The organism is Sphingobacterium multivorum (assembly GCF_900457465.1).
In the GTDB taxonomy this organism is placed as follows: Bacteria; Bacteroidota; Bacteroidia; order Sphingobacteriales; family Sphingobacteriaceae; genus Sphingobacterium; species Sphingobacterium multivorum.
Window position 1 is genome coordinate 1,499,935 of record NZ_UAUU01000011.1, and the last position, 20,131, is coordinate 1,520,065.

At 39.3% G+C, this 20,131-nt stretch carries 12 protein-coding genes, 2 pseudogenes and 1 riboswitch; of the genes and pseudogenes, 5 read left to right on the forward strand and 9 right to left on the reverse strand.

Translation table 11 applies throughout. The features are described from left to right. The first annotated feature begins 70 nt into the window (after positions 1-70). Positions 71-805 carry a GntR family transcriptional regulator gene (locus DTA23_RS23830; protein WP_046674612.1) on the forward strand — a complete coding sequence of 245 codons (735 nt, stop codon included), beginning with the start codon at positions 71-73 and terminating at the stop codon, positions 803-805. Between the two features lie 64 nt (positions 806-869). Here DTA23_RS23830 and DTA23_RS23835 read toward each other — a convergent pair whose 3' ends face one another. Further along, positions 870-2,204, reverse strand: a complete 1,335-nt coding sequence (locus DTA23_RS23835; protein ID WP_204991075.1) for a glucosidase family protein — start codon at positions 2,202-2,204, stop codon at positions 870-872. A gap of 353 nt (positions 2,205-2,557) precedes the next feature. Between DTA23_RS23835 and DTA23_RS23840 the strand changes: the two genes are divergently transcribed. Beyond that, a complete protein-coding gene (locus DTA23_RS23840) occupies positions 2,558-4,888 on the forward strand; it encodes a GH92 family glycosyl hydrolase (RefSeq protein ID WP_112376218.1) in 2,331 nt (776 codons plus the stop codon). 63 nt (positions 4,889-4,951) lie between these two features. On the opposite strand, the gene DTA23_RS23845 is transcribed toward DTA23_RS23840, so the two are convergent. The 5 genes and pseudogenes from DTA23_RS23845 to DTA23_RS23865 all read right to left on the reverse strand — a co-directional run bounded on the left by DTA23_RS23845 (position 4,952) and on the right by DTA23_RS23865 (position 11,134). Further along, the gene (locus DTA23_RS23845; RefSeq protein ID WP_112376219.1) at positions 4,952-6,133 is read right to left on the reverse strand and encodes a homoserine dehydrogenase; all 1,182 of its coding nucleotides are present in this window, start codon (positions 6,131-6,133) and stop codon (positions 4,952-4,954) included. A 37-nt stretch (positions 6,134-6,170) separates the two neighbouring features. Beyond that, positions 6,171-7,214 carry a homoserine O-acetyltransferase family protein gene (locus DTA23_RS23850; RefSeq protein ID WP_112376220.1) on the reverse strand — a complete coding sequence of 348 codons (1,044 nt, stop codon included), beginning with the start codon at positions 7,212-7,214 and terminating at the stop codon, positions 6,171-6,173. Between the two features lie 33 nt (positions 7,215-7,247). After that, positions 7,248-8,557 (reverse strand): annotated as a pseudogene (locus tag DTA23_RS23855) (O-acetylhomoserine aminocarboxypropyltransferase/cysteine synthase family protein). Positions 8,558-8,812: 255 nt separating this feature from the next. Beyond that, positions 8,813-8,925: riboswitch (SAM riboswitch) on the reverse strand. A 298-nt stretch (positions 8,926-9,223) separates the two neighbouring features. Further along, positions 9,224-9,748, reverse strand: coding sequence for an FUSC family protein (locus tag DTA23_RS23860; protein ID WP_370445167.1), 525 nt, complete (start codon positions 9,746-9,748; stop codon positions 9,224-9,226). Positions 9,749-9,784: 36 nt separating this feature from the next. Further along, a complete protein-coding gene (locus DTA23_RS23865) occupies positions 9,785-11,134 on the reverse strand; it encodes an FUSC family membrane protein (protein ID WP_112376222.1) in 1,350 nt (449 codons plus the stop codon). A gap of 342 nt (positions 11,135-11,476) precedes the next feature. Between DTA23_RS23865 and DTA23_RS23870 the strand changes: the two genes are divergently transcribed. Together DTA23_RS23870 and DTA23_RS23875 are read left to right on the forward strand one after the other, a co-directional pair. Next, entirely contained in the window at positions 11,477-12,565 is a 1,089-nt protein-coding gene (locus DTA23_RS23870; protein WP_172462502.1) for a TonB-dependent receptor, read from the forward strand. Positions 12,566-12,579: 14 nt separating this feature from the next. Further along, positions 12,580-13,926, forward strand: coding sequence for an outer membrane beta-barrel family protein (locus tag DTA23_RS23875; protein WP_112376224.1), 1,347 nt, complete (start codon positions 12,580-12,582; stop codon positions 13,924-13,926). A 108-nt stretch (positions 13,927-14,034) separates the two neighbouring features. Here DTA23_RS23875 and DTA23_RS23880 read toward each other — a convergent pair whose 3' ends face one another. From DTA23_RS23880 to DTA23_RS29840, 3 genes are all read right to left on the reverse strand, one after another. Next, the gene (locus DTA23_RS23880; RefSeq protein ID WP_070565356.1) at positions 14,035-16,224 is read right to left on the reverse strand and encodes a glutamine synthetase III family protein; all 2,190 of its coding nucleotides are present in this window, start codon (positions 16,222-16,224) and stop codon (positions 14,035-14,037) included. Between the two features lie 176 nt (positions 16,225-16,400). Continuing rightward, positions 16,401-18,212 carry a S9 family peptidase gene (locus tag DTA23_RS29835; RefSeq protein ID WP_239468845.1) on the reverse strand — a complete coding sequence of 604 codons (1,812 nt, stop codon included), beginning with the start codon at positions 18,210-18,212 and terminating at the stop codon, positions 16,401-16,403. 378 nt (positions 18,213-18,590) lie between these two features. After that, positions 18,591-19,220 carry a hypothetical protein gene (locus DTA23_RS29840; protein WP_239468846.1) on the reverse strand — a complete coding sequence of 210 codons (630 nt, stop codon included), beginning with the start codon at positions 19,218-19,220 and terminating at the stop codon, positions 18,591-18,593. Between the two features lie 365 nt (positions 19,221-19,585). Between DTA23_RS29840 and DTA23_RS23890 the strand changes: the two are divergent. Then, positions 19,586-20,053, forward strand: a pseudogene (locus tag DTA23_RS23890) (SIMPL domain-containing protein); the annotation flags it as partial. Positions 20,054-20,131: the final 78 nt, after the last annotated feature.

Consider the following 20,131-nt stretch of genomic DNA (forward strand, 5'->3'; position numbering starts at 1 on the left):
ATACATACAAACATATATCTATTTTTTTAATTATGCAAAAAATCTTATTTTAGCACAAGCAATCCAACTGATGAATTTAAAAATAGATCATAAAAGCCCTGTTCCGCTGCATATACAAGCAGAGAATCTGTTACGCGAATTAATTAAGCAGCCTGAATATATAGAGGGTAAGTTATTGCCCAACGAAATTGAATTAGCAAAAAGATTGGCAATTTCACGTTCTACTTTGCGTTTGGCGATCAATAAACTAGTCTACGAGGAGTTGCTCATTAGAAAGAAGGGAATAGGCACGAAGGTGGCTAGTTCCAAATTTAGTTCCAAATCCAAGAATTGGCTGAGTTTCTCACAAGAGATGAAAAACCGAGGAATTGAGGTAAAGAATTTTGAGCTTCACGTCAGCTGGGTTGTTCCGGACAAAGCAGTCTCGAAGTTTTTTAATGTAGATGAGGACCAAAAGCTATTAAAACTGGAACGTCTGAGAGGAAAGAAAGATGACCCATTTGTTTATTTTATCTCTTACTTTCATCCGCGTATAGGTTTAAACGGCGATGAAGATTTTAAGAGACCTTTATATGAGATCTTAGAAGCAGATTATCATGTCGTTGCAGATCTTTCTCAGGAAGAGCTGGATGCAATGGCCGCAAATAAATTTATAGCTGATAAATTGGAGATTAATATCGGTGATCCTATTCTGTCCCGCAAGCGCTTTGTATTTGACCAATCTGGGAAGCCGATTGAATATAATTTGGGGTTCTACCGCGCGGAAAGTTTTACCTATACTGTCGAAAGCAGAAGAGATTATTAGGGAATTCACTCATCCTTTTTGAATGGATTAATTGGATGAGTGAATAGCTAATTTATTTATTCTTTTAATGATTCTTTTCCAGGGTAGTTTCAGCCCAGCTTTCTAGGAGAGCTATTGCTTTACTCAGCACGCCTGCTGAACCTTTGAATTTTCCTGATCCACTGGGTACGTTATTTTGACCATACCATTCGTAAAATCCTTTGTTTTTCACAACCCGATCGATCATCGGTTGGAGTTCGGTATAGGCTTCCTGATAAAAGCCATTTAAAACGAGTTGTTGGATCATCCGTCCGCCAAACCAGGTCCAATCACCACCATTTTGGTATTGGTAAGGCTGAGCCATTCCGCCGATGAAAAATCCGACGGGATAGGTTGGGTACAAGGTCAATCCAATACTCGGCATGCCAGATAACCGCACGTTTTCAAGCATTTGTTTGTTGACTGTTTTTATTTCTGAAGGTGTTAGTAGCCCCGCTTCTATAGCGATGGCGGTGCCGCCATGATAATGGATCGTATTTTCATCAAATCCTTTAGGAATAGGTGATGTCTTAGGATATATGTGTGGGATAAATTTTTGTTTTTTCTTATCCCATAAATAACGTCTACTGTTCGTTTCGAGACTCTTTTTTAGTCCTTTCCATTCCGCCACCTTGGGAGAGTTGGGCTGGATATCAATCAATGCCTGCAATGCAATAATAAACATCGCGTTGTCATAAATATCGATTGCCTCATAGGAAAGTTGGTCATTCCAATCACAACCAAAGCTGTCGTTGGGCTGTACATCTCCCCAATCTGCTGTCATCGCACCCCACAGTAGCTGATACTTTTGGTTGAACCGTTCCTTTTTCAGATAATCCAACATAAGTTGGATACGGTCTTTTACAGAAATTCCACCGATAGACTCCTCCAAGATACTGTAATCCTTTGTTTTTATTATGTATTTACCCAACAATTGGATGAGTGACGTTTCCTGGTCGGTTTCTACCGTGTTTTTAAAACCCACATGATCAGGAGCGTTTTTTGAATAGTAGGGTGTATCATCATGCCAGGTAAAGTCTTTCTTTAGTACATAGCCGTCTACCATTTCGCCATTGGGCTGTTGCATCTTAAAAAATACTAAAATAGCCCCTCTAATGTCCGCTTGGGACCGCTCTTCCAATGCGGTTTCGATGAATGTATTGAGATCTCTGGCCCAAATTTGTGAGTAGCCACTTCCCGCATTGAAACCTTCTTCGATGACCTCTCGGGCAAGGCTGTCCACATATTTTAGGTTTTGATCCGCTAGAATGCTTTTTGCTAACTTAAGTTGCGCGATACGGTCGGGTTTTGTTTGTTGTGCTGATAGTTGGGTTCCGAGTAACAGAAGTATTAGACTAAAAAATGTGGTGTTTTTTTTCATTGTGGTTGTATTGTAATTAATTAGGATTGACAAGTGTACCTGTCAATCATTGGTATTTATTTCAACGTTAATTTGTATTTATTTCAGGCTTGTGATCGAAGATCAGCCGTTCGATGTGTATTTTTTTGAATTTATTTACTGGTTATATTTTAATATGTATGTACAATCAAAGTTATGGAAAAATGTCAGTATTTAAGCTTTAATAGTGTTTTATTTGATTAGTATTTAAAATTTTACAAATTTAGGCGTCGCGATGCAATCTGTTAAGTCGTTAAATTAAGTAATAAAATCTAACTCATGTTTATACATACTCTATTTTTTTGTAAGTTTGCTGTAGAACCTAATTGAGAACAATGGTAAAGCGTATCATTTATTATTTTTGTAGTTTATTTGTGAGTACGGCAGCTGTTTCCGCACAGCAGAAAACAGATTTGACCGTTTTTGTAAAACCTAATATTGGATCCGTCCATAGTCGGTATTTCTTTTATACACCAGCAGCCGTACCTTTTGGAATGGCTAAGCTCGCTCCGAGCACAAATGGAAGCTATGGGAACAAGTCGGGCTGGGAGGCCGTGGGTTATGACGATAGGCATACCTCAATAGAAGGCTTTGCTAATTTTCACGAATTTCAGGTAGGCGGAGTGGTATTTGCACCATCCGTTGGAAAATTGAAGACAATGCCCGGTCAACTTGATCGTCCACAAAGCGGTTATCGTTCCGATTTTGACAAGAAGGATGAATTTGCCACTTCTGGCTATTACCGTGTCATGCTAAAAGATTATAATATACTTGCTGAGCTTACGGCAACGAAGCGTGTCGGTTTTCACCGCTATACTTTTCCAAAAACGGAAGAAGCCAACCTTATTTTCGATATTGGCCATGTGATGGGGGAAAGTGGACCGGTCGTTGATGCCGAAGTAAATTATGACAAACAGCACGTCTGGGGATATGTGGTTACCAATCCTGTATATGTACAAAAATATCAGCAGGGGGCTACGGTCAAAATGTTTTTCTTTGCGAAGATCAACAAACAACCGAAGTCTTTTGGGACATTTAGAGATTCTATAACTTTTGACCAACATACGCGCATAAAAGGAAAAGGAGCTGGAGTATATCTGAAGTTTGGCACTGAAGCAGGCGAATCAATAGACATCAAGACGGGTTTATCCTATACTTCTGTAGAAAACGCACAACTGAATTTGCTTAAAGAGGCGAAGGATATGTCGTTTGATGCTGCAAAGAATAATGCCTTGCAAACCTGGAATAGTGAACTGGGAAGAATTTTGGTGGAAGGGGGCAAAGCGGACGACCGCATTAAATTTTATACGGGATTGTATCATGCTTTACTTGGCCGTGGGCTTGCAAGCGATGTAAATGGTGCATATCCCAAAAATGACGGCTCGGTAGGGCAGATTGCCCTAAATAAGCAAGGGCAACCGATTCATCATCATTATAATACCGATGCCATCTGGGGCGCATTTTGGAATTTGACACAGTTGTGGTCTATTGCGTATCCAGACTATTACAACGACTGGATTCAGAGTCAATTGTTGGTCTATCGCGATGCAGGTTGGTTAGGAGACGGTATTGCCAACAGTAAATACGTTTCGGGTGTAGGAACTAATTTTACGGGTTTGGCAATCGCAGCGGCCTACAATGTCGGTATTCGTGACTATGATATGAATCTTGCTTATGATGCGGTACGCAAAAATGAATTGGAAGCGAAGGACCGTCTGCCTGGAGCAGGAAAGTTAGATGTGGGAGTTTTCGTCCGCAAAGGCTACTCACCGTATATAAAAGATGATCATGGCAGTCCCGAATTAATGACCAATGGATCTCCTTTTGGCGCTTCGCATACCTTGGAATATGCTTTTTCCGCTGGAGCGGCTGCGCAATTTGCAAAATCATTGGGGCGTCAAAAAGACTATGTTAAATTTCAGGAATTATCCAATGGATGGCGCAATCTGTATGATACCGAGACGAAGTTTATGCGGCCAAAGGATAGTACTGGACGATTCATTTCAAACTTTAACCCTTATGAACCATGGCGTGGATTTCAGGAAGGAAATGCATGGCAGTATACGTTCTATGTTCCGCATGTCCCACAAGAATTGGTTAAACTCGTTGGAAAGGATCTGTTCAATCAGCGGTTGGATAGTATCTTTACGGTGTCGCAGAAGAATGTGTTTGGAGGTGGTACACAAATTGACGCCTTCGCAGGGATTGAAAGTCTTTATAATCACGGTAATCAACCGAACCTGCATATCTCTTGGCTGTTCTATTTTTCTGGTAGACCTGATCTGAGTCAAAAATGGGTACGGGCAATTTGCAATGAGTTTTATGGTAACGATGCGATACATGGCTATGGCTACGGACAAGACGAAGACCAAGGACAGCTTGGAGCATGGTATGTCTTGTCGAGTATCGGCCTATTCGATGTCCGAAGTCTCACCACCGAGAAGCCCGCACTTCAGATAGGCGCGCCACTTTTCGATCGGGTAACGATACAATTGCCGAAGAAATTAAGAAAAAATAAATTTATCATTCAGGTGAAGAAAGAGCAACCCAATAGTTCTATTGTTGATCAAGTTCGGTTGAATAATCGCCTGTGGAAAGGTTGGCAACTTCCTTTTGAACGTTTGGTGGAAGGTGGGATTTTAGATCTCAAGTTGAAAGGTGACTAAATATAAGATAAAAAAATAGCCCCATTCGGGGCTATTTTCAAGGTAGGTTGGTTTGTTGATTGCCTACGCGATTTCAGCAATAAAATTGCCCTCTTGATCCAAATCAGCTTTATGGGCTGCGATTTGTTGAAGATTAATATGTCCGATGACATATTTGAAATCTGGTGCGTAATATCGTTCTGTGATTTCACTGAAATTTAACTTTTCAATCAGTGTATCATCTGTATATCTCAAATAAACCTTAATTAAATAATCTTGGCTATAATTTAATGTGCTGGATTCTAAATGTTTTTTATACTCATAGCGGTATCCATAGCGAAGAGCCGCGATATCCGATAGCACAGCAGAACCTGTTGGGTGGCCACCTGCTCCTTTACCATAGAAAAATTGTTCGTCTGCAAAGGCCGCTTTCACCAATACTCCATTGTTCTCATTTTCTACATTATAGAGCATGCTGTCTTTGCCTACTAGGCGTGGTAATACATAAAGTACAACTTTGTCGCCGTCGATCTCTTTTGCCGTCGGTATCAATTTGATCTTGAGGTTCTTTTCTTTCGCAAAACGAATATCTTGCTGTCCCAATTTATCAATACCAATATTGAACACATCTTCTGGTTTGACATAGATACCGTACGCATGCGAAGCAACAATACATACCTTAAATTTGGGGTCAAATCCACCTACATCCAGCGTTGGATCTGTTTCTGCAAAACCAAGTTCTTGTGCTTTCTTTAAAGCATCTGTATATTGCTGATTTTCGTTGAAAACTTTAGATAAAATGTAGTTGGAAGATCCATTAAAAATACCGCTGACAGAATGCAGTAATTCATTGTCATAGTATTCTTCTAAATTCCGTATAATGGGAATACTTCCGCAAACGGCACCTTCATATAATAAACTGGTCCCGTATTCATGTTGGATATCAACCAGCTCTTCCAAATGGCTGGCAATCATTTTTTTATTGGCAGATACCACATTTTTCCCCGATTTCAAAGCACGAACAGTTAGTTGGTATGCTGCTTCGGCATCATCGATTAGTTCGACAACAGTATTAATTTCTGGATCACCTAAAATTGTTTCGGCATCGGTAGAAAATAAATCTGCTGGTAGCGAGCGTTTTTTATCTCCGCTTTTAATGACAAATTTCTTGATCTCCAGATTAAGATCTTTGGTTTTGATGATATCGTAAAGACCTTGGCCTACGACACCAAACCCAAACATCCCTATTGTTAATTTATTACTCATATCTCTTCTTAAATTCTCTTATATATTATTTACTCTCTTATACTAATTCGTTTATGTATTCTTTTTGTTCCCGCAGAAAGCTGCTAATGATTTTTGTGAGTTTTTTTGTTTCGATCAAAAAGCCATCGTGGCCATAGGTCGATTCAATCTCTTGATAATGGGCATTGGGAACATGTTGCGCGATGAATTGTTGCTCTTGTGGCGGAAACAACAAATCTGTATTAACGCTCAGGACTAAAGTTGGACAATCAATGCTCGCCAAAGCAGATTCAATAGATCGTCTTCCCCGACCTAAATTGTGGCTGTCCATTGCTTTGGTCAGGAAGTAATAGCTGTACGCATTATAGCGTTTCACCAATTTTTCACCCTGATAGTTCTGATAGGAGGATGCTTTATAATGATCGAGTTTTTCGTTATCATCTTCCTTTTGCGTGTTGGCATACGTTGTATAGTTGCGGTAAGACAACAGTGCCATAGCGCGTGCAACTTTCAATCCTTTAGCTCCACCATCAGGGTGATTGGCGTAAAAGGTTCGATCAGTTGTAATGGCCAGACGTTGACTTTCATTGAATGCAATACCCCATGGTGAGTGGACGGCATTTGTTCCAACCACGATGAGATGGTTGATGGCTATACTGTGCGATACGGCCCATTCCAATGCTTGTTGACCGCCTAATGACCCCCCGATAAGGATCTCTATTTGTTTGATTTCCAGGTGGTCCGCAAGGACTTGATGTGCGTGAACCAAATCCCTCACTGTGAATTCGGGGAAAGATAGGTAATAGGGTTGTCCGGTTGCTGGGTTTACAGATAGCGGATTACTGCTATTATATGCTGATCCTATGACATTGGCACAAATAATATAATAATCGTTTGCATCAAACAACTCACCTGCTCCAAAAAGACCGGACCACCAATCCAGCACATCTGCATTGGCCGTTAATGCATGACAAACCCAGATCACATTGCTGCGATCTGCGTTGGGTTTGCCAAATGTTTCATAACTGATTTGTAAATCAGTAAGCTCTCTTCCATTTTCAAATACAAAAGGCTCCGGGTGCAGATATATATGCTTACTCATTTCACGTTTAAGTTTTAAGCCGAAAAAATCTGATTATTTAATTTTATCAAAAGCTTGTTGTAAATCAGCTTTGATATCATCAATATGCTCTATTCCTACAGAAAGACGTAATAAGCCTTTGAAGACTCCGGCATTGGCTTGATCTTCATCACTCAATTGTTGATGGGTTGTAGCTGCTGGATGAATAATCAATGACTTCGTATCACCAACATTGGCTAAATGACTGATCAATTCTAAGCTGTCGATAAAGCTATTGGCCTTTTGCGCTGCGTCACCTTTAAGCTGGAAAGAAAGTACCGCGCCATAGCCATTTTTTAAGGTATTTTTGTGCGTTAGCGAAGCTCGGAGAGCTTTTTAATCCCGGATAGTTTACTTTTTCTACCTGTGGATGCGCCTCAAGCCATTTTGCGACCTCTAAAGTGTTGTCTACATGGCGTTGCACCCGCAAAGACAAGGTTTCAAGTCCTTGTAATAATAAAAATGAATTGAAAGGGGAGAGTGCTGGTCCGAAATCCCGGAGCCCTTCCACACGCGCCGAATGGCAAATTGAATATTTCCGAATGGTCCGCTTTCACCGAAAACTTCGGAAAATACTAAACCATGATAGCCTTCAGATGGTTCGGAAAATTGCGGGTATTTTCCATTGCCCCAATTGTAGTTTCCGCCGTCGACGATGACACCGCCAATGCTTGTGCCATGTCCACCGATCCATTTAGTTGCCGATTCAACAATCACATTTGCACCATACTCCAGAGGTTTAAATAAATAACCTCCGGCTCCAAAAGTATTGTCGACGATTAATGGTAAGTCATATTTTTTTGCTACGGCAGCAATTTTTTCAAAGTCGGGAATATTGAAACTTGGGTTTCCGATTGTTTCAACATAGATTGCTTTTGTTTTATCATCAATGAGCGCTTCAATTTTATCTGCTTCGGCGTCTGTTGCAAAACGAGCTTCGATGCCTAGGCGCTTAAAAGAAACTTTAAACTGGTTGAATGTACCGCCGTATAAGTTGGATCCCGCAACAAAATTGTCACCACTTTCCAAAATATTATTTAAAGCTATAAACTGTGCCGCCTGGCCGGATGCAACAGCAACAGCTGCAACTCCACCTTCCAGTGCCGCAATACGTTGTTCGAAAACATCCGTAGTAGGTTCATAATCCGTGTATAAATATTACCGAACTGCTTTAATGCAAATAAGTTTGCGCCGTGTTCGGCATTTTCAAATACAAAAGATGTTGTTTGATATATAGGAACTGCTCTAGATCCCGTAGTAGGGTCAGCGACTTGACCAGCGTGAACCTGAAGAGTTTCGAATTTTAAATTTTTGTTTGAAGACATAATATATCAGATTTTAAGGGTTCAAAAAGAAATTGCAAAGTAAAAAGAGAAGCATACACACCTCCTTGAAGGGTCTGTTAAATCTTTATCCAAGAAAACGGAAATGATTTTTAACAAGCATGGAAGTGCATATGCATACGCATTCGCATCGATACAATTGTACGATGGGTTACACTTTCGCTTATCGTGCGGTTCACTTGTGTTGAACCTGAATTTTTAATGGACTTCAGTAATTTAATAATCATTGTCTTATGTCATTTATATGCTCCAAAACGATATTGTTTTGGACAGGAATTGGCACCTTTTCAAACAAATTGAAGGTTGCCAGTGGGTCATTGAGCCAGTCTCTCGCCACTTCTTTATAAATCAAGACCTACTGATGAAGGGAGGTGTTGATTAGAAATCTTCTTTCGAAGACGACACAAATATAAACTCTTTTTTTATTAAAGCAAAAGAAATGCTATTTTTTAGTTAAAGGAATTTTGAATAACATGCCGATTGGCATCACATATCTTCCGATGAAACCGCAAAAGTAACTGTCAATCGGGTATTATGATTTCTTTAAATTGATCCGTTCTGCAGTTTGATTTAAATCTGTTAGAAGAGGTTTAAGCGCATCGATTCTACTATGGATATCATAGGCGAGGTGGCGATTCGTCTTTTTGCTTAACGATAGCGAAAGGCCCACCAAATGGGAATTGACTGATATGCGAGTGCCTGAAAATGGTGAATATGTGACCAATCCATCCATTTGTGCTCGGGTTCTTTTTTCATTTGATTGATGGCGTCTGAAAACAGGGCCATAGCGGTCTGCGCCTTTTTACGAGCCAGTCGTATATCAAACGAACTTTGTCGTTCGTCCGACAGACGGTTATTGATGATCTGGAAATAATGCGCGTTGTAAAGGGATACCTCTTTTGCCAGCTGAACCATGCCTGTGCTCTGGCGTACAGGTATCAAGAAATAACCCGCTATAGCCAAGAATGCTCCAATCAGTGTGAAAAGTATTCGGCTGCCTAAAATGAGATTGATGTTGCCTTCGAACAGATTGAGCGCAATTACAATTCCCAAGGTAATGAAGATGACACTGACCATATAATTAGATCGGTTGAACAAAAAGAATCCAAAAAGACCCAATGCAGCTATGGTTAGGAGTGCTGGAAGAAAATGAATAGAAATTAAGCAGAACACCAACTATAATACCCGAGAATGTACCGACAATACGTTCTATATTACGGGGTTTTTTGTCATTTGAAAATGCTGGCTGGCAACAATAGCGATCGTCAGTAAGATCCAATAGGTATATTTAAAATCCAAAAATAAAATACCGATCAATGCACCTGTTCCAAAAAGAAGAGCCATCCGAACCGCAAATCGAAAAAGCGGATTATTCAGATGGAGTTTACTTTTTAGATCAGCGAGATTACGTAATGGTCGACTGATAAATTGTTGGTACTCGCTGGTGTCAATCTTATCCTGAATTTCCTGATTTTGATAAAAAGCGACCTGGATTCTGTTGAGTACATCAATAATTGCTTCGATGTTGCTTATGATCGAACATAATATACCTTTTGCTGGATCGGCCTGTTGTTCTTGAATTTCTTTTAAATCCCGTAAGAGGGCATTAATTTTAAAGTTATTATGGTATAATTGATGTGCATACCGGAACCTCTTGTTGGGTTGTGAAAAGCTATCGATTTCTAACGCTAATAATTTGATTGTGTGACGAATTAAGGGGAGGCTGCCCGTGTCTGCAAGATTTTTGCGAATTGCATCGTAGTCATGATCAAGCGCAATAATTAACTCATGGAGGTCAATTAATCCATAAACCTGACTGAGCCAATAATTGCTTTTATGCCACTGTTGGCTTATGATTTTTTTTTCTCGAAACAGAAGAGACCTGATTTGTTCCTGCTGTTCGCTGATCTGGCCATGAATTTTTCCTACGCGACTGTACGTAATATTCAAAGGAATATCGGGATCGTAAGACTGTGATCGTATCAATAGAAATTGGGACAATCCATGAAAGCCATTAGCCATGGCATGTTTTAAAGAGCGATAAGGTTGTATATAGGCTTGTAAAAGGCTAAAAAAGTAATATATTATGGACCCTGTTGTAATCTGTAAGCTAACCGCAAAGGGGTGTTGTGGGGCCATTCCGATCACAAAACTCATGAGAATCAATGTCATGTTTCCAATTGCAGCATAGCGGGCTCCAAAAATGCCGTATAAGGTGCATATAAAACCGGCTGACGCTAGCACGATAACCAAGGGCAAATGATAGGGAAATACAATAGCTGTAAACAATGATGCAATAAAGAAGGTGGGAATACATACCAGAGCTGAAGAAAGTTTATCTTTTCTGTTGCCAGGAGGATCGGTGAGTGTAGTTAACAACGATCCGACACCGATTCCGATAGCCGTGCTCGCTTGCGCTCCCAATAAATAGATCGCCAAACTTGGCAAAATACTGACGGCAACATTACGTAATGCGTCTCCAGCATGCTCGCCATGCATAAATCGTATCATAAGGATATAAATACGGTAGAGTCTTTTCTTCAATGATACAGTGCTCATGAATCAGTTTACTAATTTTCGATGCAAAAATACAAATATTATGCTTAATATTTTTTGTATACAATTTATTTGTTTTGAATTTTATTTGTTTTTTGAATTTTTATTTTGATTCGATGTCATTTTCCTACGATATCTTTCAGAAGATTCAAAATTAGCTCGCATGATCCTATCCGCTGTAAAAGCGATCAGCGAAGGATAGGGTTTACCGATATTATTTGGTTGTCTACCGAGTGAATCGCACTACCTGTCTATTTCTGCTAGTCAACGTGTAATGAATACACGAGGTTTGTTGTCATTATTATGAAGTTGACTATCCGATCGATAGCCCAAAGAAATTACATTATGAAACCACAAAAAATTAAATTGCTCTTATTTTCTATTGTTTTATTCCTGTGTTCTAATGCCGGACCCGTTTCAGCACAGTCTGACGGGGGGAAATTACGTACTGTCGTTGTTGGGCAGGACAACAAGCCCATTGCTGCCGCAAATATTTCACTGTTTCGTAAACCCAATGATGTCTTGTTAAAAGGAACCTTATCCAACGAAAATGGAGAAATTGTGTTGTTTGCGATACCCGAGGGGAAGTACAGCTTACAGGTGTCCACGGTGGGTTATGGTACTTATCGTTCTGGGGAAATAATGCTGCGTGCGGGTGATTTCAAGGTGCTGGATACGATTCGATTACAGCTGGAAAGTAAAGTGCTGGATGAGGCGCAGGTAATTGGCAAGAAGCCATTAATTGAAAGTCACCTTGATAAAGTTGTGCTCAATGTCGAGAACAGTATTTTGGCAACCGGAAATAACGCATTGGAACTCTTGCAAAAGGTCCCGGGGGTAACTTTAGACAACAAAAAGATCAACCTTCGTGGAAAAAGTAATGTGATCATCATGATTGATGGTAAGCCTACTTATCTTTCTGCAGATGAAGTGTCGCGCTTATTGGAAAATACAGCTTCAAATGCAATAGCCTCGATCGAAGTACTCACCAATCCACCTGCAAAATATGATGCGGCAAGGAATGCAGGAATTATTAATATTAAGACGAAGAGGAATACGCAATTTGGAAGTAATGTTAGTTTAAACCTCAATTTAGGGCAGGGTAAATATACAAAGGCTGATGGTGGCTTTCTCATAAACCATCGTAACAATTGGGTGAACTTATTTTCTTCCTATAACTATGCAACTGCCTTAGGCTTTAATGATTTAGATATCGATAGGGCTGTAGATACCAAAAGCGGGACGACTTTTTTCAATTCGGATTCTTATTCGAAATTCCGCTATCGAGGTCATAATTTCAAATTTGCGGCAGATTTTAACCTGGGGAAACAGGAGGTCATTGGATTTGTGGTTAATGGTAATGTAAGCAATGGTCATTCAACACGGGAGGGAAGCAATCTGATCGCTTCTCAAAAGGAAAGCTTGATTCGGTAGTATTAGGAAGTAATTTGTCAGATTTTAAATACCATTACCTCACTTATAATCTGAATTACAAAAAGACATTTGATACCTTAGGGACTGAATTGACGTTTAATGGGGATTATTCATATTCGAAAAATAATGACAATAGCACTGTTGGAAACCATTTTTTGGACGCAAACTGGGAAGAATTTAAATCACCGCATATTTTCCGGAATGATATGCTTTCTAAGGCAAAAATATTAGTTTTTAAAACCGATTTTGTGCATCCTTTTAATAAAACGACGAAACTCGAGGCGGGGTTAAAATATAGCCGCGTAAAAACAGATAATAATTTGTTGTACGAAGATCAGGATCAGCAAGGCGAGTTTGTGCAAAATAATGGTCAAAGTAATCATTTTTTGTACAATGAAAATATAGCAGCAGCTTATTTCAGTTTAAATAAATCGTTCGGAAAGTTTTCGGTACAAACTGGACTGCGTGTTGAAAATACGAGCTCCCTAGGAAACTCAGTGACGCTTGGGCAACAAACAAAACGTACCTATACCGATTTTTTTCCATCAATATTTGTACAGCAACAAATTAATGATAATCACAAGCTTGGTGCGAGTTATAGCAGACGTATTGACCGCCCTGATTATGGGTCATTGAATCCCTTTGTGTATTATTTGGATCAATACACGTATCAGTATGGCAACCCTTATTTAAATCCACAATATACCAATTCGTATGAAGTAAATTATACCTTTAAAGATCGCTATTTACTGAGTTTGGGCTACAAGAGGACCAACGATGCAATCACTCAGGTGATAGAAAGTAATTCAGAGACCAAAGCTATTGCACAGACCGATCGAAATCTGGCTTATTTTGATTATTACAACATGAATGTCAATATACCCGTTAAGCTTTTTAAATGGTGGAGTATTTCTAACAATGCCAGCGCTTTTTATAATAAGTTTAGTTTTGATGAACACTCCGGAGCACAACGCCAATTGGAAAAGTTATCGTTCCAGGTAAGTTCCAATCATGATATCCGAATTGGGGAAACAACAAACCTGGAGCTGACGGGCAATTATTTCTCGCCAGCAGTATATGGCGTATTTAGTTTTCAGTCTTACTATGGCATTGATCTAGGTGCAGGTAAAACATTTCTTGACAAAAAATTGAATGTCAAGTTGGGTATAAATGATGTCTTGAATACAAGAGGCCAGCGCAGATTGTCGAGTTATCAGGAAAATGGATACTATCGTATACGAAATGCATATGATAGTCGGGTTATCCGATTGTCTGTTTCTTATCGTTTTGGTAATATGAATATTAAGTCAGCCAATAAAAAGGGAGGGAATAATGACGAAGATAATCGATTAAAAAAATAGGAGCTATTGTTGTGAGAGGAGATAAGGAGCAAGAGATGACGAACGTTCCCCTAAAACAAAAAGAGCCAGCAATATCGCCGGCTCTTTTTGTTTTATTGGGAAGTTATCTTAACTTAAAAATAAGATCTCTCTCAATTTTGGAAGAGGCCATTTTTTGTCATCAACAATTTTCTCCAATTTGTTGACATGATAACGGATCACATCGAAATATGGTTTAACCAATTCATCGTAAGCGATTGATCTCTCACGTACATCATCAATTTGGTTTGCTTTTTTACGTTCTTGACGCATTGCTTCAGCTTGCTCCAAGATGGTATTTACGTGTGTTGAAATACGTTCTACAAAGTTCAATTGAGAGCTGAATGCTGCTTGTGCCAGACCCAGGTCTTTTAATCCTTTGACGTTTTCAATCAATTCATTTTGATAAATGAAACATGCCGGGGCGATTTGGTTGTTAACCATCTCTTCGATGACACGCGCCTCAATTTGTAATTTTTTATAGAAGTTTTCAAGCAAAATTTCGTGGCGAGCTTCTGATTCACGTTTGGTATAAATACCTAGTGATTCAAACAGCGCTAAAGATTCTTCTTTTACATAAACATCTAATGCTTTAGGTGTCGATTTGATGTTAGAAAGACCACGTGCTTCGGCCTCTTTTTCCCATTCTTCGCTGTATCCATTGCCTTCAAAGCGGATAGCTTTTGAATCTTTGATGTATTTGCGGACAACATTTAAGATCGCAAGATCTTTTTTCGTGCCTTTTTTGATTTGTTTATCTACTTCTGTTTTGAACTCGATCAATTGCGCTGCAACGATCGCATTCAACACGGTCATCGGTAAAGCGGAGTTTGCAGAAGAACCAACAGCGCGGAATTCAAACTTGTTACCTGTAAAGGCAAATGGTGAAGTACGGTTCCGGTCTGTATTGTCCAGTTTTAATTCAGGAACTTTAGGAATACCATGCCATAAGTTTGCCTCTGCTTTTACTTTTTTAGCAACACGAGCAGATTCAACTTCTTCCAAAAGCTCATCCAATTGAGAGCCTAAGAAAATTGAAATAATTGCTGGTGGAGCCTCATTTGCACCCAGACGGTGATCGTTGCTTGCACTAGCGATAGAAGCGCGCATCAAATCAGCGTATTCATAAACAGCTTTGATGGTATTGACGAAGAAAGTCAAGAACATCAAATTGTTTTTAGGTGTTTTTCCAGGAGATAATAAATTTACACCAGTATTTGTGATTAAAGACCAGTTGTTGTGTTTACCAGATCCGTTGACACCAGAGTATGGTTTTTCATGCAACAATACTTTGAAGTTGTGTCTTAAAGCAACTTGTTCCATGACATTCATCAACAATTGGTTGTGATCGATGGCCAAGTTGATTTCTTCGTACATTGGAGCACATTCAAATTGAGAAGGTGCAACTTCGTTGTGACGAGTCTTTAAAGGAATACCTAATTTTAGCGCTTCGTTTTCCAAGTCCACCATGTACGCTAATACGCGCTCTGGAATCGCACCAAAATAGTGGTCTTCCAATTGTTGGCCTTTGGCCGACATGTGGCCAAATAACGTACGGCCCGTTAACTGAAGATCTGGACGAGCATTATATAAGGAAAGGTCAACCAAGAAATACTCTTGTTCAATACCTAGAGAAGCGTTTACTTTAGTGACCGATTTGTCAAAATATTGAGCAACATCCGTTGCCGCTTTATCTACTGCGTTGATGGCTTTCAATAAAGGAGCTTTATAGTCTAATGATTCACCCGTATAGGAAACAAAAACTGTTGGAATACATAATGTTTTACCAGCACCTGTTTCGTAAATGAATGCAGGAGAAGATGGATCCCAAGCTGTATATCCTCTAGCTTCGAATGTATTACGGATACCACCATTTGGGAAAGAAGATGCATCGGGCTCTTGTTGAACTAATGCGTCAGCAGTAAATTTTTCAATGGCTTCACCGTTTTCGTCTGGCTCAAAAAAAGCATCATGTTTTTCAGCAGTCGAACCCGTTAAAGGTTGAAACCAGTGTGTGTAGTGAGAAACGCCGTGGTTAAGTGCCCAAGTTTTCATGGCCTGTGAAATGTGTTCAGCCAAATCTCTTGAAATAATCTGTCCCTCTTCAATGGATGCAACTAACTCCTTGTATGAATTTTTAGGAAGGTAGTCTTTCATTTTGTTTACGGAAAAAACATTCTTTCCGTAAATGTCAGTTGCTTTTTTAGTTTCAACTTTTTCAAATGAAGCAATTTGGCGTGAGCCTGCTGCTTCTACTGCTTTGAATCTTAGGTTCGACATTTGTATTTTGTAGTTAAATTACAGTTTTGTTGATTTTGTTTTTCAAAAATATTGTGTTTTTATTGAAAACTGAAATTTTTTTTGATGTTTTTTTGTGAAATAATTCAAAAATTATGGTTTTTGGCTAATAAAAAAGGTGTGATTTATATAAATCACACCTTTTTTATTGTTTTGTGTTATAATTCGAATCCCCAGTCTATTCCTTTTTCGGTAGCAGGTACTCCTTTCTTCATCCAAGCAGGAGCGGGGGCACCTTTTAGGAAATGATCGAAGAATTGCTGTTCGCGAATTTGTATATCCTTACGGTTTTGTCGAAGTATGAGGTTATGTTCATCACCATTATAATTCAGCATCCATACAGGTTTGTTTAATCGGCGTAACGCAGTAAACATTTCAATACCTTGATACCATGGCACGGCCCCGTCGTTGTCATTAGCCATAATGACAACAGGAGTTTTAACTTTATCCAAATGGAATAAAGGTGAATTTTCGATATATAGTTCTGGAGCTTCCCACAGGGTTTTTCCGATGCGGCTTTGTGTATGTTCGTATTGGAACTGGCGGGACATACCACTTTGCCAGCGTATTCCGCCATAGGCAGATGTCATGTTGACGACAGGAGCACCAGTCCATGCTGCAGCGTACATATTGGTCCGCGTAATGAGGTGAGCAACTTGATAACCGCCCCAACTTTGGCCCTGTATTCCCATCTTTGTGCTATCAACCCATGCATTCTGAGCGAGGTATCTCATCCCAGAATTGATGTATTCTTCAGCTGATTTACCCGGATGACCTGTTTTGTAGCTTATATTTGGCGCAAATACCAGGTACTCGTTACTTACAAAATAGGGGATGTTCAAACGCGATGGCGTAGGAGCAGGGGGTTGATACGTATATAATCCATCTGAAAGCTTTTCATAGAAGTAAGCTATAATGGGATATTTTTTTGCAGGATCAAAATTTTCTGGTTTATAAAGAATTCCCTCAGCCTGATTTCCTTCGGGCGTTGTCCAATGGACTAACTCCGCTGTCCCCCAGTTGTAATTAGCCTGTTGCTGATTAATATTGGATAGTTGTAATTCGTCTTTGAACTTTATGGTATTGGTGTAGATATTAGGCGAATTCATATAATCCTCTTTACTGTACAGTATCGTTTGTTGATCCGCTGAAGAGCTGATATTCCTGAACGTTTTTGCCTCCACCAAAAGACTTTTAGGATCATTATGCTGCCCCTTGAACTGGTAGAAACCAGATTCTTTGGTTTTATTGTCAAAGGAAGTTAGAAAACCACCCTTTTTATAGTCGAGTGTTGTGGCTTGTTCGCGGTCCTCTTCTCTTTTTAGCGGTAAGTAGCGGAAAGTTGTCTGCGATGCAGCTCCATAGCCGTTGGTCAAGATGGATTTGTTGGAACCGTCCAAGTTAAAATACCAGATATCATACCTCGAATTGACGTAAATCCCTTTAAAGTCCGGACTCCATGCTGCCATGCCATATCCTTGCGCGGCAGTAGGCATATCATTTTCCTCGTCGGCAAAGGACGCTGGTATACCGTCATTTAGCACCGTCTTTTTCTTTGAACTAACCTGATAGGAATTCCAGGAACCTTTATCTTGGTCGAAATATACGATGTATTTTGCGTCAGGACTTAAGATTGCATTTCCTGAAAAGTTTGAAAGGATTAACTCTTTATTTCCTGTTTTGGTTGAAACCAGATAAATGTCGTCTCGTGTACTGCCTTCCCATTGACTTGCGATGCGCTTGCCAAAATCAGTGCGAGCTAAGATATATTCTTCATTTCCGTCCGGTGTAAGTGCGGTGGAGTTAAATGTTTGGTCCGTAAGGGGAATAATGTTGCGATTATATTTGGGGTAAGTAACCGCTAAGAAATTTCTTGCAAGATCTTTCTTTAAATTGACCAACTGCATGGGCTGTAAATAGTCGTCTTGCCAGTTCCAAACGTCCACTTTAGCATGCTCAAAATCAACCAAAGTGGTGTCTCTGACACGTGGTATTGGTGCTATGCCGAAAAATAGCTTCTCCCCATTTTTGCTGAAACGGATATCGCCATCCCCACTAACGGCCCAGTCTTTAGGTATACCATTGCTTGTTTTTGTTGCGAGGTATTGGGCTGTATCTATACCATTGGCATAATAATATAGATTGTAATTTTTTAGTAATGCCTTTTCATTGGAGAGATCCCCCAGGTAAGCGAGCTGATTACCTGATTCATCAAATTTGAAATTTTTATAATTACCTTTTCCATTTGATATCTTTTTAAGCTTTTTAGTTGCTATTTCGTAAAGGTAGACTCCAGATTCTTTTGATAGGCTATCTTTTGAATCTGTTTTTTTTGAAAAAACGATTTTTCATCCATTTTTATTCCATTCGTATTGATCGACAGATGAGAATTGCACCGAATCACCAGAATTTAGATCATATAAAGCAAGCGTTGCCACTGTTTTTTTCTTTTTATCGCTGCCTTTCTTTGCTTGTGTGGCATCAGTAGCCATTTTTGAATCAGGTTTTTCATTTATTTCCTTGTCGAAAAGAAAAGAGACGAAATTGTTGTTTTGATCAGCAATTTTATAGGATTTTACCTGCGCAAATTTGACAAGGGATGACGTTGTTACATTGTAGATTGCCAATGAATCTTTTGGGAGATCTTCGGCTTTCTTCTTTTTGATCTTGGCTTCGCGGGTTAAGGCAAATGGCGCTTTGACCAAACTTAACAGATGATTTTCGGTATCTGTTAGTTTTCCATTATACCCACGGGGAATTTGAATGATTTCTTTGTTCTCTTTGGTTTTGAGAAAAAGCTGATTGTCGCCTTCTTGTGGAACGACCTGGAATAGGATAAATTTTCCCGATTTACTGATATAGGGTGATGATACGCTTTGCCAACTATCATATACCGTATGATCCAATGGTTTCTTTTGCGCATGGGCAGCGAATGCAGCCAGAAAACAAAATGGAATACAGATACTTTTCTTATTCATATTTTTAAACCTTTTTGTCGCAATTTATTCATAAAAAATAAATAAACATCGATTTTTTGGTATATTCATTGTTACGTAAACATAAAAAACTGGTTATGAAATCATCATCCGCTGTTATTATTTCGATTATAATGGGCGTTGTGCTCTTGCTCGGCACCTGGATATTGGGTACAGCTTAATCGCTATAAGTTTAAATCGACGCAGACAATCACTGTTAATGGTAATGCCAAAAAAGATTTTGAATCCGATTTAGTCAAATGGAGTGCTACTTTTAGCCGAAAGAATTATGAATTGAGTGCTGCTTCAGCACAATTGGCTACCGATAGAGATTTGGTGCGGGACTTTTTAGTACAACAGGGGTTAAGGCTGACGAGATCCGTTTCGAGGCTGTTAATATTGCCAAAGACTTTGAATATCATACCGATGGAAAAGGCAATGGTTATAATACTTTTTCCGGTTATACCTTATCGCAGGCCGTCAGTGTCGAATCAAAAGACTTAAATAAAGTTGACAATGCTTCAAGAGAAATATCGACATTAATTTCCAAGGGGATAGAACTTAGCTCCAGTACCCCTAACTATTATTACTCCAAGCTAGAGGATCTAAAGCTGGAACTTATTTCACAGGCTTCAAAAAATGCACATCAACGTGCAGAGAATATCGCAAAGGAATCGAATGCCGGATTGGGTAATCTGGTAAAGGCCGATCTGGGAATTTTTCAGATAACGGGACAAAACGACAACGAAGAATACTCTTCAGGTGGTGCATTTAATACAGCATCAAGAAAAAAAACAGCTAATATCACAGTTAAAGCAAGTTTTTTGAGTAACTAATGAAAAATTATTTGACTGAATCTCAGTCCTATATTGGTTTTGATTGAAAATTTATTCAAAAAGTTTTCTCCTTTTCAA

What these genes read in the sequence shown, in the direction of transcription:
- DTA23_RS23830 (WP_046674612.1), top strand. Translation starts at nt 71, where the DNA reads ATGAATTTAAAAATAGATCATAAAAGCCCTGTTCCGCTGCATATACAA.
- DTA23_RS23835 (WP_204991075.1), bottom strand. Translation starts at nt 2,204, where the DNA reads ATGAAAAAAAACACCACATTTTTTAGTCTAATACTTCTGTTACTCGGA.
- DTA23_RS23840 (WP_112376218.1), top strand. Translation starts at nt 2,558, where the DNA reads ATGGTAAAGCGTATCATTTATTATTTTTGTAGTTTATTTGTGAGTACG.
- DTA23_RS23845 (WP_112376219.1), bottom strand. Translation starts at nt 6,133, where the DNA reads ATGAGTAATAAATTAACAATAGGGATGTTTGGGTTTGGTGTCGTAGGC.
- DTA23_RS23850 (WP_112376220.1), bottom strand. Translation starts at nt 7,214, where the DNA reads ATGAGTAAGCATATATATCTGCACCCGGAGCCTTTTGTATTTGAAAAT.
- DTA23_RS23865 (WP_112376222.1), bottom strand. Translation starts at nt 11,134, where the DNA reads ATGAGCACTGTATCATTGAAGAAAAGACTCTACCGTATTTATATCCTT.
- DTA23_RS23870 (WP_172462502.1), top strand. Translation starts at nt 11,477, where the DNA reads ATGAAACCACAAAAAATTAAATTGCTCTTATTTTCTATTGTTTTATTC.
- DTA23_RS23880 (WP_070565356.1), bottom strand. Translation starts at nt 16,224, where the DNA reads ATGTCGAACCTAAGATTCAAAGCAGTAGAAGCAGCAGGCTCACGCCAA.
- DTA23_RS29840 (WP_239468846.1), bottom strand. Translation starts at nt 19,220, where the DNA reads ATGAATAAGAAAAGTATCTGTATTCCATTTTGTTTTCTGGCTGCATTC.